Genomic DNA, 14,970 nt, shown 5'->3' on the forward strand with positions numbered 1-14,970 from the left:
ATGAAAAAAATAGTCAGTAGAACCTCAGGTCTTGTCATCGCGTGTGCAACCCCGTTTGCCATGGCGTTCACCTTTGAAACCGAAAACATTCGCGGCTCATTCGACTCCACCCTCGCCGTGGGCATGGGGCTGCGCACCGAGTCGCGCGGCTGCAACCTTATCACCAGCGGCCCCGGCGGGCACAATCCACCCAGCGGCTGTCTGGCGCCCAGCGCCGGTGTTGGTGACCAGGGCGACTTGAACTACGACCGGGGCGACCTGTTCACCAATTACATAAAAGGCATCCATGAACTGGTGCTGAAGTTTCCCGAAGACTACACGTTCATGGCGCGCGGTAGCTGGATTCGCGACTTTGCCGCGACCGACACCAGCGGTGCGCTATCGGCTAACCGGCCTGAAGGTGTCGGTAGCGACGGCCTCACCAGTGGCGCCCGAGACGATCTGGAGTTCAAGGCGCGTCTGCTGGATCTGTGGGTGAGCAAGAGTTTCGATGTCGGTGACCAACGTGTTCGCGCTCGCCTGGGTAATCAGGTGATCAACTGGGGCGAGAGTCTGTTCGCTGCTGGCGGCATCAACAACACCAACGCTTACGATGTCATGGCATTGTCGCGTCCCGGTACCCAGCTCAAGGAAGCCTTGCTGCCGGCCCCGATGTTGAGCCTGGCGTCGGGGCTTGGTGCCGGGGTGAATATCGAGGCGTATTGGCAGTTCAATTGGAACAAAAGTGAGTTGCCGCCAGTGGGCAGCTATTGGTCCACCACCCATGCGCTGGGCGAGGGCAGGGGTACCTACGGGTACGATGAAAAAGAGGCGCGCAACAGCGGCCAATGGGGCGTGTCGCTGCGCTGGCAGCCTGACAACACCGATCTCAACCTGGGCCTGTACGTGATGCGTTATCACGACAAACTGCCGTCACTGAGCGTGCAGGTGGATCCGCAAACCTTCGCCGCGGCGCCGACCTGGGAATATCCGGAAGACCGCATGATGTACGGCATCAGCGCCAATATGCCGGTCGGCGACTGGGCACTGGGCACCGAGTTGTCCTATCGTCCCAAGGATGCGGTACCGCTCAACCCGGTCATCGACGCCTGCGCCGCCAACGGTGGCAAATGCTGGAAAGACGCAAAGAAACTGCAATGGCACCTGACCGGCATCTACAGCATGACGCCGTCCAACTCGCCGACCTTGCTTGAATTCACCGGTGCCAGCACCGGAACCTTGTTGAGCGAACTGGTGGTCGTGAAATACCCGGGCCTGCATAACGACTACGCCGGAGAACCCATCGCCGCCGGCCTTAATACCTGGCAACTGGACCCGGCCATCGCGCCGAGCGCCAAGGGTAACAAAACCTCCTCTGGCGTCAGCCTCGATTTGAGCCTGACCTATGACAACACGCTCATTCCTGGCTGGCAGGTCACGCCGGGAGTGTTCTACTCGCGCTCGATCAACGGACGCACCCCGAACCTGTCGGCCACCTTCACCGAAGACGCCAGCAGCATGAACCTGTACCTCAATTTCGTGCGCAATCCGGCGAGCTGGCAGATCTCGGCCAACTACGCAAAGTTCATGGGCGGCAAGACCCCTTACGATCAACTGCTGCGTGATCGCGATTACGTTGGCCTTGTGGTTTCCCGAACCCTGTGAGGCGCGCCGTGAACAGTTCCCTGAACCTTGAGCAAAGCACTTCGCGCGGCGTGTTACCGCGCATCGAACAATGGCTGTTCTCGCACCGCATGCTGACGTTGGCGAGCCTGGCGCTTTTCACCTTGGGCATGGCTTGGTTTGCCGTGCAGTTGCGCATGGAAGCCGGGTTTGAAAAGCAGTTGCCCATCGGCCATGAATACATCGAGACCTTTGAGACCTATCGCAATGACTTGCTCGGCGCGAATCGGTTGACGGTGGTGGTCAAGGCTCGCCAAGGGACGATCTGGAGCCAGGCAGGGCTCAAGCGTCTGTATGACGTCACCCAGGCGCTGATCTTTCTGCCCAACGTGTCGCGCAGCAGCGTGCGTTCGTTGTGGACGCCCAACGCGTTCGTCAATGAAATCACCGAAGAGGGCTTTCGTGCCGACCCGCTGGTACCAGGGACGGTAACGCCGGAAAGTCTCGATGATACGAGCATAGCCATGATCGCCAACTCGACGGCGCAGGGTGGTTTTATCGGAACGCTGGTGGCTCGCGACCAAAGCAGCGCGATGATCACGGTCGACCTCAACGAGTTCGATACTAACGGCCAGCGCCTGGACTATGTGGCTTACAACCAGGTCCTGGAGCAGCAGATTCGCGGTCAGTTCGAGGACATGGATTTCGAGATCCAGATCATCGGCTTCGCCAAGCAGATCGGGGACATTGCCGTGGGCGCTTCGGCGGTTTTCGAGTTCTGTCTGCTGGCCTTGTTGCTAACAGCGGCTGCGGTGTTCTGGTACTGCCATTCGCTGCGTTTCACCTTGCTGGCGGTGGGTTGCTCGCTGGTTTCGCTGATCTGGCAGTTCGGCGCTTTGCGTCTGCTCGGCTATGGCCTCGATCCGTTGGCGGTGCTGGTACCGTTTCTGGTGTTTGCCATAGGGGGATCCCATGGCGTGCAGCAGATCAACTTCATCATTCGCGAGATCGCCTGCGGCAAGTCGGTGGAGGGCGCGGCGCGTGCCAGTTTCAGTGGGTTGCTGATTCCCGGCACACTGGCGTTGGTCACCGCATTCGTATCGTTCGTGACGTTGCTGTTGATCCCGATACCCATGGTGCGGGAACTGGCAATCACCGCTTCACTCGGGGTGGCGTTCAAGATCGTCACCAATCTGGTGATGCTGCCCGTGCTGGCCTCGATGCTCAGGGTGCAGGACGGTTACGCCGCAGCCGAGGAAGTTTCTCGCCAGCGCCGTGTCCGTTGGTTACACGGTCTCGCCCGTTTGAGCGAATGGCACAACGTGCGCTGGGTGCTGGGTATGGCCGTGCTGATCTTTGTCACGGCGGCGTGGCAAAGCCATGATCGAGTCGTCGGTTCTTTACAGGCCGGAGCCCCGGAACTGCGCGAGGATGCGCGCTTCAATCGGGATGCGCTGTCGATCGCCAGCAATTACGACATTGGTCTGGACTGGCTCAGTGTGGTCTTCGAGGTCAGGGTCGATGGCGGTGCGAACGACTGCGAGAACGTCGCTCTCGGCCAATATCAGGACCGTTTTGTCTGGGCCATGCAAGGTGTGCCTGGTGTGGTCTCGGTGACCTCGTTTTCCAACAGCCTGCGCCAGTTCAACGAGGGCTATAACGAGGGCAACCCGAAAATGAACGCGGTGCCCATCGACCCGACCAACTACTCGTCGATGGCCGCCGAGGTGGCTCGCGTACCCGGCATGATGCGGCCTGATTGCAGTATGACCGCGGTGCATTTGTTTCTCGCCGATCACAAGGCAACCACCATTCACCGGGTGATCACCGCGGCCAAGGCTTTGCGCAGCCAATTCACTCAGCCCGGGGTGAGTGTACGTCTGGCGTCCGGTAACGCCGGCGTGATCGCGGCGATCAACGAAGAAGTGGAACGCAGCGAGTTGCCGATGATGCTTTACGTCTACGGCGCTATCGCGCTGCTGGTGTTTGTCGTCTACCGCGATTGGCGCGCCGTGCTGGTCTGCTGCCTGCCGCTGACTCTGGGGACCTTCATCGGCTACTGGTTCATGAAGGAGCTGCAGATCGGCCTGACCATCGCCACCTTACCGGTCATGGTGCTGGCGGTCGGCATCGGCGTGGATTACGCGTTCTACATCTATAACCGTTTGCAGCTGCATCAGGCGCTCGGGCAACCGATCACCAAAGCCGTGGAGCATGCATTGCTGGAGGTCGGCGTCGCCACGATTTTTACTGCGATCACCCTGGCGGCGGGCGTCGCCACCTGGGCGTTTTCCGATCTGAAGTTTCAGGCAGACATGGGCAAGCTGTTGGCCTTCATGTTTCTGGTCAACATGATCATGGCTATGACCGTTCTCCCAGCCTTCGCAGTATGGCTGGAGCGGACATTCCCGCGGCGGCGCCCAGTGCGCCTGATCGGCTCACTGGTGCATTGAGGAGACAGCCATGCGAAACCTGATGCCTTTACTGGTTCTGATGTTGCCGGCGTTATTGCAGGCTTCGTCCTTGTCGGCTGTACCGGCTACACAAACGGCCAGCGCCAATGCCGCGACGCTGTTGAGCGTTGCCCGGGCCGGGGAGCGAACCGTTGCCGTCGGCGATCACGGCGTGGTGCTGTTGTCGGATGATCACGGTGGGCATTTCCGTCAAGCGACATCCGTGCCGTTGGCCACCCCTCTGACGGGGGTGTCCTTCGTCGATGCCCGTCAGGGTTGGGCCGTTGGTCACTGGGGGGCGATTCTGGCCACTATTGACGGCGGCGATACCTGGCAGGTGCAGCGCCTTTCCAGTGCAGAAGATCGGCCACTGTTTGCCGTGCACTTTTTCAATCCGCAGCAAGGGGTGGCGGTGGGGCTGTGGTCGCTGGTGCTGACCACCGATGACGGCGGCAAGCACTGGACCGAGCAGCGACTCGAAGCTCCGCCGGGTTCGAAGCGGGCCGACCTAAACCTAATGGGGCTGTTTGCCGATGGGGAAGGGTGCTTGTACGCCACCGCCGAACGCGGCCAGTTATTGCGCTCAGACGATCAGGGCAAGCACTGGCGCTATGTGGATACCGGTTACAGCGGCACGCTGTGGACGGGGGCGGTGCTGGGCGACGGCTCGCTGCTGGTGGGCGGGCAACGCGGCACGTTGCTGCACGGCTCCGCCGACGGCGCACGTTGGCAGCGCGTGCCGCTGCAAAGCAAGAGCTCGGTCACCGCCATCGATGTTTCCGGGCAAACAGTCATCGCCGTAGGTCTGGACGGTTTGATCGTGCGCAGCGACGACGGTGGCCAAAGTTTCCATGAGCAATCCAGCGGCGACGGAGTTTCGCTCACGGCGACACTGCTGAACAGGGATGGCTCGCCGATCGTGTTTTCCCGCAGAGGCGTCGTTTCTCAGCGCTGATACCCGCGAGGATGTCGGGAGGCGGGCGCCATGCCGGTTTCCTGGCAGTTCAGCGCGATTTTTCTCAAACAAACTGCTGATTTCCGGCCGGTTTTCGCGTGCCTGAAGAAGTCTCTGTGGACTCAAAATAATAAACATAACGAATGTTGCGTTAATTAATTTTGCTTGTTAGAGTCGATGGCAAATAACAAGACGCAGCACGCTGCAAGCGCAGCGGCTGCCACTCTCGATGGAGGTACTTTGATGATCTCGCTCAAGTCGACACTCACCCTGCCAGCCGCTGGACTCACCGGTTTCGAAACCCCGCTGACGGAAGAGGAGGCTGCGATTCAGGCCTCCGTGCACCGCTTCGCCAAAGAAGTGTTGCGACCATTGGGTCGCGAACTGGACCGCATGACCGCCGAAGAGGTGGTTGCCCCTGGCTCGCCTTACTACTCGCTGTTTGCCGAGTTCGCCAAGCTCGGCCTCGACCCGGCGCTGTTGGCACAGTTGCCGCCGGACATGGCGGTGCGAATCGAATCGCTGATCGGTGAAGAACTCGGCTGGGGCGACGCCGGGCTGGCGATCTCTTTGGGCTGCGCCGGTTTCCCTCTGCAAATGGCCGTTGCCGCCGGCAATGCCGAGCTGGTCGAACTCTGCCAGGGCCGGATCGGCTGCTGGATGGCCACCCAACCCGACCGTGGCAGCGACAACCAGATCTTCGACATGACGCGGGACTGGCCAGCGGGCAAGCCCGGCAATATCGGCAACCTGACCGCCAAGGTGGTTGGCGATGAAGTCATCCTCAACGGCCAAAGCTCGGCGTGGGTCTCCAACGGCGTCATTGCCCAGGTGGCACTGGGCTTGATCTGCGCCGATTACGGTGACGGTTTTTACGATGAGAACGGCCGGCCGCACGGGATTGCGCTGATTATTCCGCTTGATCTGAAGGGCGTGTCCAAAGGCAAGCCGCTGGACAAAATCGGGCAGCGATCCTTGCCTCAAGGCGAAATCTACTTCGACAGCGTACGAGTGCCTCGGCGCTTTGCTATCGCCGAACGCGACAACTACTACGGCGCCGTCAGTTCTTCCTGGTCGTTCGCTGGCACCCACATGGGCCAGGTGTTTACCGGTGTCGCACGAGCCGCCTTCGAAATGGCCCTGCAGTACTGCCATGAGCGCCGCCAGGGCGGGCACCCATTGATCGACCACCAGATGACCCGTCTGCGCCTGGGCGATATGTTGCGCCGGGTCGAAACGGCCCGTGCGGTCGCCCGACGTTCGCTGAGCTTCGCGCGCCTGTCGCCGCAAACCCATCCGTACGCCACCGCCTCCGCCAAAGTCACGGTGACCGAAGAGGCGATGGCCGTTGTGCAGGAAGCTTTCCGCCTGTTCGGTGGCAATGGCACCACCCGTGAATACCCGATCGAAAAACTCTTGCGCGACACCCAGTCGTCATTGATCGAGGACGGCGAAAACCGGGTCCTGACCATGCGCCTGGGGCTGCTCGCCCAGCAGCTGTACGCCGAAGGCTGGGCCAACAACTGATTCTGCATTCACCCGACATCACTCATCCAAAAACAACAAATGAGGTAAATCCCGATGGCCAAATATCCTGTCGTTGTCTACGGCGCCAGTGGTTACACCGGCATGCTGATCATGGACTGGTTGATCGACCAGCACATCCCGTTCACCGCCGTCGCTCGCAACGCCGCCCGTGCTCAGGAAATGATGGCGCAACGCGTCGTCGGCCTGGAGTCGGCCACTTACGAAATCATTGAATGCGCCCACGAGGTCGACGCGCTGGTCTCGGTGTTCAAAGGTGCGCGCGTGGTGTGCAACACGGTCGGCCCGTTCATCAATTTTGGCCTGACTGCCGTAGAAGCGGCCTTGAAAGCTGGCTGCCATTATCTGGATCCAGCCGGAGAGCAGGCGCACATTCGAGCCTTGCGTGATCAGTTCGGCGAGCTGTATCGCCAGGCCGGGCTGCTGCTGTCGCCATCGCTGGCGTACATGTACACCTACGCCGAGATCGCCGCCGAATTGGCCCTGGAAACACCGGGCGTCGATTCGCTGGAAACCGCGACACTGACCCGCGGCCCACGCACCGGTGCCGCTGGGGTGACTGTCGGTTCAACGGCGACCATTTTCGAGGGCGTCCGTTACCCCGGCGCCTACCTGTGGGAGAAGGAACTGGTGCCTTATGCGCCGAACACAAGCTTCAACGTGGTTTGTCCTGATCTGCTGGAAGCTGTGTTCTGCCTGCCTTGGGGCGGCACTTCACTACCGGTATTTTACGAAGAGGATGGCCGGGTACGCAGTTGCATGTCCTGTGTCGGCTTCTACGACAACCCGGTGATGAAAATGGTCCACGGCCTGGGTGAGAAGTGGGAAGCCGAATACAAGCACCTGCCCAAAGAACAGCAGGACGCGGTGATCCAGAGCCTCGTGCAATCGACCACCCCGAGCATGCCACCGCGTGAACGCAGCACTCTGCAACGCACCGTTGACTTCGCAATCGGTCGTGGTCAACTGACGGCCGTGCGTGCCACCGTGCATGGCATCACGCCTTACATCGCCACCGGGGCCTTGCACGCCGCAGCCGTGGTCAAACTGTTGAATAACGACACCGCCAGAACCGGTTTCGCCTCGGCCTCGAAAGCCTTCGGTCATCGCTATCTGCTGGGCTTCCTCGAGCAGCGTGGCCTGGCCCGCGCAACCGTTACTCAACTGTGAAGTGAATAACATGGCGATTATTGATTTCTTCGACCGTGGCTGGCGGATCAATCCGCACGGCGCGGCGTACATCCAGGACGATCGGGTGTTCACCTTCACCGAAGTCCGCAACCTGTCTAGCCGGATCGCCAACGCGCTGTTAGCCGCCGACCTGCCCGGCGGCACCAAGGGCGCAGTCTGGTCGGCCAACGATGCGGTGGCCTGGACCTGCACCCTGGGGCTCTGGCGCGCCAACCTGTGCTGGATTCCCGTCGGCGCACGCAACAGCGCCGAAGAGAACCGTCACGTGCTCGATGCCTTCGACTGCGAGGTGCTGTTTTTTCAACGAGAGTTCGCGCCGATCATCGACGCGTTGCGTTCGAGCCTGCCGAAAATCCGGTTGTGGATCTGCATCGACGAGCACTTGCCCGGGGCGCCGTCGCTCAAGTCCTGGATCGCGGATCAGCCGGCCACGGCACCGAAGGTCGAGTATCAACTCGATGATGTCGTGGCGCTCTCGCCAACCGGCGGCACCACGGGGCTGCCGAAAGGGGTGATGAACACTCATCGCAGCATCCAAACGTTCTGCGCGCACTTCATGATCAATTTCCCTTATGCCGATGAGGATCCGCCGGTCAACCTGGCGGCGGCGCCGATGACACATACCGCCGGCACGCTGTCCCTGCCGTGCACCTCGCGCGGAGGCACCGTGGTGATCATTACTAAGCCGGATCCGGCACTGATGCTGGCAATGATCCCGAAATACAAGGTCACCGAGACCTTTCTACCGCCGACGGTTATCTATCGACTGCTGGATGTTCCGGATCTGGCGCAGAAGGTCGATTTCAGCTCGTTGAAGTATTTCCTGTACGGCGCGGCACCGATGTCGGTGGACAAGCTCAAGCAAGCCATCGAGACCTTTGGCCCGGTAATGGCCGGCGGTTACGGTCAGACGGAAGCGCCGGCCTCGATTTCCAACCTGCCGCCCGCCGAACATTTGCACGGTGGACGTCTTGCAACGGACGAGCGTTTGTCATCGGTAGGCCGTCCTAATCCGCTGGTTCGGGTGGAAATTCTCAGCGACGCCGGAGACATTCTCGGCCAGGGCCAAACCGGAGAAATCTGTGTGCGCGGCGATCTGGTGATGAAGGGCTACTACAAGGATCCGCAGAAAACCGCAGAAACCATCGTCGATGGCTGGCTGCACACCGGCGACATCGGCCATTTCGATGTGCACGGCTACCTGCACATTACCGACCGCAAGAAAGACATGATCATCTCCGGCGGATTTAACGTTTATCCCAGTGAAGTCGAGCAAGTGCTGTGGAGTCATCCGGCGGTGCAGGACTGCGCCGTCATCGGTGTGCCAGATGAGCAATGGGGCGAGGGCGTGAAGGCCGTGGTCGAGTTGAGCGCCGGGCATACCGTCACTGCTGAGGAGTTGATCGAGCTGTGCAAGACCCGGCTCGGTTCGGTCAAGTCGCCGAAAACCGTGGATTTCATTGATGCATTGCCACGCAGCCCGGTCGGCAAAGTACTGAAAAAAGATCTGCGTGCCCATTACTGGCAAAACGTTGAGCGGCGTATCTGAGGGAAATGATCTGATGGAACCTATTTACATCGCCGGCGTTGCCATGACCGAGTTCGGTCGCCACTTGGACCGAAGCCTTCAGGATCTGGCGCTGGAGGCCTTGCAAGGCGCACTCGCCGATTCCGGTGCCCTGCGCGCCGATATCGGTGCGGTGTTCTACGCCGGGATCACCAACGGTCATCTGCAAGGGCAACTGTCGATTCCCGGGCAGGTGCTGTGCAGCAAGATCGGCCTCGAAGGGGTGCCGGTGTACAACGTCGAAAACGCCTGCGCCTCGGGCAGTACCGCGGTTCATCTGGCAGTGCAGAGCTTGCGCTCGGGGGCTACCGACGTAGCCCTGGCGTTGGGCGCGGAGAAAATGAACGTGCCGGACAAGGCGCGGGCGCTGGCCCTGTTCGAAACCGGCTGGGACGTTTCCACCGCCGAGGAAAACTACGCGACGCTGGTGAAAATGGGCGAGGGCATCGTGGTGCCGCCGGGCTCGGAATCCGATCGTCCATACAGCAAGTTCATGGCCATCTATGCCGCCATGTGTCGCTGGCACATGAAGACCTACGGCACCACTCAGCGACAGATTGCAGCGGTGTGCGCCAAGAACCATCAACACTCGGTGCACAACCCGTATTCGCAATTTCGCAAGACCTTCACCATCGAAGAAGTGCTCGCCGCGCAGCCGATCACTTATCCGATCACGCTGCCGATGTGTGCGCCGTTATCCGACGGCGCGGCCGCCGCGATTCTCTGTACCGAGGCGGGATTGAAACGCATTGGTGCCGACCCGAAACGTTGTGTGCGGATCGCCGCCAGCGTGATCCGCAGCTTCACCCTGCGTGGGCTCGACGAGCCGCACAAGCACGTCAGCCTGTTGGCAGCGCGTGAAGCCTACGAAATCGCCGGCCTTGGCCCGCAGGACATGCACGTGGCCGAAGTGCACGACGCCTCGGCCATGGGCGAAATCATCCAGGCGGAAAACCTCGGGCTTGCGCCGCTGGGGGAGGGTGGGGTGTGTGCCGAACGCGGCGATTTCACCCTGGGTGGTCGCCTGCCGATCAATCCCTCTGGCGGCCTGGAATCCAAGGGCCATCCGCTGGGTGCGACAGGGATCGGTCAGTTGTACGAGCTGACCACCCAGTTGCGCGGGGAGGCCGGTGCACGCCAGGTACCCGGTGCGCGGCATGCCATCCAGGAAAACGGTGGCGGTCTGCAAGGTGTAGAGGAAGCAGCCGTCGCTATTCACATCCTGAGTCGATAGGAGCACATCACATGTCCATGACCTACCAATCACGAGAGCTGGAAAGCCACTTCGCCGGCGGGCATTTCCGTCGGCTGGGTGGCTGGGTCGAAACTCCGGCTGATCTGCAACCCGAGCTTGAGGGCGATGTCAGCGCGGACGTCATCGTGATCGGTGGCGGTTTCGCCGGGCTGTCCACCGCCCTGGAACTGACGGCGTTGGGGGCCAAGGTTGTGGTGCTGGAGCAGGCGTTTGCCGGTTTCGGCGCCAGCGGGCGGAATGCCGGCTATCTGGGCGGCAGCGTCGGCATTGAGTTCGAGTTATTCTTGAAACGTGTTGGCAAGGAAAAAGCGCAAAAAATCGTCAAATTCTATGACGAAGCTGTCGCCTACGTCGAAGGTCGCTTACGCGAATTGGAGATCGACTGCGACTACAACGCATCGGGCATCATCAGGGCGGGCATCCATCCGTCGCAGGAGAAAAGGCTGCGCAAAAGCATGACCGTGGGCCACGAATTGGGTTCGCAAACCGAGTTTCTGGATCAGGCACAAATGCGCGCGCGGGGGATTCCACCGGCCTTTCTGTTTGGCTGCCTGCAACGCCACGGCGGTACGCTGGACCCTGGCAAATATGTGATGGGCCTGCGCCGCGCTGCACTTCAGGCGGGAGTGAGGCTGTATGAAAACACCAAGCTTGAGTCGTACTCCGACGGGTCGACGATCACTTGCCGGACGCCACGCGGGCAGGCGAGCGCGCCGATAGTGGTGCTGGCCACCAATGCCTATACGCCGCAACTCGGTCTTCTGCGCGACAAAGTCGTTCCATTTCGAGTGTCGGCGGTCGAAACCGAGCCATTGACACCACAGCAGTTGGCATCGCTGGGCTGGGCAGGGCGGGAAGGGTTGACCACGCCGCACCTGGTGATGGAAAGCCATCGCCTGACCGCACGCAATACGCTGCTGATGACCACTAAACGGCTGGGTTATGCCTACGGCTCGAAAACCCCGAACATTCCCGATGAGGTGACCTACCGCGCGTTGCAAGACAACCTTGGCGTGCGTTTCCCGACGTTACGCGGTGTCGGCATTCAAGCGTGCTGGAGTGGTTATGTCAGCATGGCCTACGACGCGTTACCGGTGGTGGGCGAAACCGGGTCGCACCACAACATTCTCTACACCGCGGGTTGCTCCGGACACGGCGTCGCATCGCAGTCGCTGATCGGTCACCTGCTGGCGGAAAGAATCGGCGGTATCGAGCATCCGCTGCTCGCCGCGTTGCGGCATAAAACCCCGAAAACCCTGCCCGAACCGCTGCAGTGGTGCGCCGTGAATGTGGCGCTGGGAGGGGCACATCTGCTGGACGAATACACCAACCGCAAAGTTGCGCGCCCTCATGCCTGACGGCTGAGGCTTATAGAACCAACACGCTGAGTTTGCATGATGCTGACCTTGAAGTCCTGGGGCCGGTAGGCGTTCGCCTGCAGAAAGACAAACGAATGTTTGCGTTTTCGTCACCCCTTTTTTACTGCCGCACCCACGCTCGGCCACGGGCGTTAAATTCAACAATAACGTGATGTGAGGCAACGAACATGAGCACTGACGCCCCTCCTGATTTGAAGCGCAGGCAACTACTCAAACTGGCCGGTGCCACTGCCGCCGTGGGATCGATCGGTTTGAACATTGGCCTGGCCAATGCCGCCGATGCGCTGCTCAAAGACAACCCGGACGATGTGTTTGATGTGGTGATCATCGGTGCCGGCCTGGCTGGTTTGACCGCCGCCCGTGATCTGCATCTGGCGGGTTGCGAGTCGCTACTGGTGCTTGAAGCGCGTGATCGTGTCGGTGGCCGCACCCTCAATCATGACGTGGGTTCCGGCTACATCTCCGAGGCCGGAGGCCAGTGGATCGGCCCCGGACAAACCGCCGTAGCGGACCTGGCCCGTGAGCTTGAGGTCGGCACCTTTCCCAGTTTCTATGAGGGGGAAACCGTGATCCTCGGTGGCGATGGACGTGTCGCCGTCGATTTGAAAGGCACCTTCGGTACCGACGAAAGCGTCTCGGCAAAACTCAGTGAGCTGTCGCGTGATGTGCCGTGCGGCGCGCCATGGAAATCCCCCCGACTGGCCGAACTGGACAAGCTCTCGGCAGGCGACTGGCTGGCCCAGCAAAACATCAAACCGGAAGACCGCGCAGGGTGGAATGCCAGCTTTCTCCTGACCTGCGGCGTCACGCCGGCGAAGATGGGCTTTCTGCATTTTCTGTCGATGATCAATTCGGCCGGCAGCGAATACATGCGGCTCGACTCGATCAAGGACAGCGCGCAAGGGACGCGGATCGTCGGCGGTTCACAGGTTCTCAGCAGCAAAATGGCGCAATTGCTGGGTGACAAGGTTCGCTTGTCGTGCCCGGTGCGCAAAATTGCTGACTGGAACGGCGACATCGTCAGACTGCAAACGGATCAGGGCGAGATCCGCGCCCGGCGCGTGATCATGGCGATTCATCCCGCACTGTGCCAACGCCTGCAGTTCGATCCAGCGCTGCCCGAAGCCCGCGCCGCTCTGCAGCGAGCATGGCCGGCGCACTCGCCGGCGCGCAAGACCGCAATGGTCTACCCGCGGCCTTTCTGGCGTGACCAAGGCTTGAACGGCCATATCATTCAGGTCGGTGGGCCGGTCATCTGGGCATACGACAACTCGCCGCCAAACGGCGAAATCGGTGTGATCAATGCGTTCATTTTGAATGCCGCAGCCCCCACCGACCTCGAGGCCGCGAAGCGTATGCAGACCGAAATCTATGCACGTGCCCTGGGGGACGCAGCGCTCGAGCCGGTTTCCTATCACGATCATGACTGGGCGCATGCCGACCCGTGGACCATTACGTGCGTGTCACCGATTCCCCCCGGATTCTGGACGACACATGGCGAGGCACTGCGTCCACCCTGCGGCAATCTGTTCTGGTCGGGCACCGAAACCGCTGACATCTGGGCAGGTTACATGGACGGCGCCGTGCGCGCCGGACGCCACAGCGCCTTACAGGTGCTCAACGCGTTACGTAAGGTGTAGGAGGCGGCAATGAAAAAAATCATAGCGCTTGGCGTCATCGTGGTCATTGCGGTGCTGTTGGCTATTTTTGGCCGCGATCTGCTCGATCTGTATCGGCTGCAGAGTTACATCACCACCTCCACTGAGGCCTACCAGGCCGAACGCGGAAACTGGCCCCATCTGACCGATGCCTGCACCGGTTGCCATGGCAGCCACGGTAACTCCCTGAACTCGACGTATCCGAGCCTGGCCGGGCAACCCGCCACGTATCTGTCTGCCCAGTTGCGCAGTTTTGCGAGCGGACAACGGCTTGCGCCCAACATGGGGCCGTTGGCGATGACCCTCAGCCCGGATGAAATTGATCTGCTGGCGAAGTTCTACGCCCGGCAATCGGTCGGTGCCCATGGGGCTGTCAGCTCTGACGAGGGGCTGAAGGATCAGGGCAAACAACTGGTGCAAACCCGAGGCTGCACCGCCTGTCATGGTGCCGAGCTGATGGGTCACGACGCCTTCCCGCGCCTGGCTACACAAGGCCAGGACTACCTTTTGGCCCAGCTCAACGCTTTTGCCAGCGGCGAGCGCATTGAGCCCACTGGCGCGATGCAAGCCATGGCCGCGGCGCTGTCAGCGCAGGAGCGCCAAGCGATTGCGGCTTACCTGGCTGCACTGGTTCCTCAATCCCGCTAACCCACCAAATTTTCTGTCAGCTGTACCGAGGCTATCGTTATGGAACCGAGAAATATTGTGCTGTGCCTTGCCTGTTTTTTGCTGCTTGCCAACGGTCTGACCTTTGGCATCAGGTTTCTGAAGAAGAGAAACCTGTTACTGGCTCTGGAGTGGTTTGTGGTTGCCTTTTCCGCGACAAACTTCCTGGTCTTTTTCCTGACGGGATCGGAGCATGCGTACCTGATTTCATACTTTTGCGACGCGTTCTCTAGAGCCTTCGGAATTCCGCTGATTACCGTGCTCGGGCTGATGGCGGTGACGCATGCCTACAAGCCTTCCGTAGGCAAGGAACTCATGATGTTTGCCGGCGCTCTGCTGGGCACACTCGCGTTGATCTCGACCAAGGTTGTGGTCACGCTTCTGCCGTATTTCTACGTGCTGATGTGGGTGATGTTTTCGGTCTACCTGGTGTATTTCGCGGTACGCCTGGCAAATGTCGGCGAGTCACTGCACGCGATCGGTGTGATGTTTGGCATGCTCGCCTCACTGACCATTGCGTGCATCTACGACTTCTACAAGATCCCCGGCGACGATAGCAATGTACTGCTGAACTTCTACGTGCTTGCACTGACCACCTGGGCTTATCTGCTGGTGCACCTGTATTACGCGTATTGCGCGCTGGAGCGCGCGAAGGGCGCAATGGCAGTTCTGCAAACGCGCTAGGGGGTAGTTGAAGTG

General features: G+C 60.5%; 11 protein-coding genes. All 11 read left to right on the forward strand.

All coding sequences use genetic code 11. The annotated features are described in order from the left end of the window. Complete coding sequence (locus J1G33_RS14765) at window positions 1-1,644, forward strand: DUF1302 domain-containing protein (RefSeq protein WP_347709537.1); 1,644 nt, start codon at window positions 1-3, stop codon at window positions 1,642-1,644. Window positions 1,645-1,652: 8 nt separating this feature from the next. Further along, the gene (locus J1G33_RS14770; RefSeq protein ID WP_223018304.1) at window positions 1,653-4,055 is read left to right on the forward strand and encodes an efflux RND transporter permease subunit; all 2,403 of its coding nucleotides are present in this window, start codon (window positions 1,653-1,655) and stop codon (window positions 4,053-4,055) included. Between the two features lie 10 nt (window positions 4,056-4,065). Beyond that, on the forward strand, window positions 4,066-5,010 hold the full coding sequence (locus J1G33_RS14775; protein ID WP_223018305.1) for a YCF48-related protein: 945 nt from the start codon (window positions 4,066-4,068) through the stop codon (window positions 5,008-5,010). A gap of 243 nt (window positions 5,011-5,253) precedes the next feature. After that, entirely contained in the window at window positions 5,254-6,537 is a 1,284-nt protein-coding gene (locus J1G33_RS14780; RefSeq protein ID WP_223018306.1) for an acyl-CoA dehydrogenase family protein, read from the forward strand. A 54-nt stretch (window positions 6,538-6,591) separates the two neighbouring features. Beyond that, window positions 6,592-7,725, forward strand: coding sequence for a DUF5938 domain-containing protein (locus tag J1G33_RS14785; RefSeq protein WP_054896436.1), 1,134 nt, complete (start codon window positions 6,592-6,594; stop codon window positions 7,723-7,725). A 10-nt stretch (window positions 7,726-7,735) separates the two neighbouring features. Beyond that, window positions 7,736-9,295, forward strand: coding sequence for an AMP-binding protein (locus tag J1G33_RS14790; protein ID WP_223018307.1), 1,560 nt, complete (start codon window positions 7,736-7,738; stop codon window positions 9,293-9,295). Window positions 9,296-9,308: 13 nt separating this feature from the next. Beyond that, window positions 9,309-10,547 (forward strand): thiolase family protein, encoded by a 1,239-nt coding sequence (locus tag J1G33_RS14795; protein ID WP_223018308.1) that lies wholly within the window; start codon window positions 9,309-9,311, stop codon window positions 10,545-10,547. Between the two features lie 11 nt (window positions 10,548-10,558). Then, a complete protein-coding gene (locus tag J1G33_RS14800; protein WP_223018309.1) occupies window positions 10,559-11,926 on the forward strand; it encodes an FAD-dependent oxidoreductase in 1,368 nt (455 codons plus the stop codon). A gap of 188 nt (window positions 11,927-12,114) precedes the next feature. Continuing rightward, window positions 12,115-13,587: an FAD-dependent oxidoreductase gene (locus J1G33_RS14805; RefSeq protein ID WP_223018310.1), complete on the forward strand. Its 1,473-nt coding sequence runs from the start codon at window positions 12,115-12,117 to the stop codon at window positions 13,585-13,587. Between the two features lie 9 nt (window positions 13,588-13,596). Next, window positions 13,597-14,253 (forward strand): c-type cytochrome, encoded by a 657-nt coding sequence (locus J1G33_RS14810; protein WP_223018311.1) that lies wholly within the window; start codon window positions 13,597-13,599, stop codon window positions 14,251-14,253. 39 nt (window positions 14,254-14,292) lie between these two features. Then, on the forward strand, window positions 14,293-14,955 hold the full coding sequence (locus J1G33_RS14815) for a hypothetical protein (RefSeq protein WP_223018312.1): 663 nt from the start codon (window positions 14,293-14,295) through the stop codon (window positions 14,953-14,955). The last annotated feature ends 15 nt before the right edge of the window (window positions 14,956-14,970 follow it).

The organism is Pseudomonas sp. P867 (assembly GCF_019891455.1).
Classification (GTDB): domain Bacteria; phylum Pseudomonadota; class Gammaproteobacteria; order Pseudomonadales; family Pseudomonadaceae; genus Aquipseudomonas; species Aquipseudomonas synxantha_A.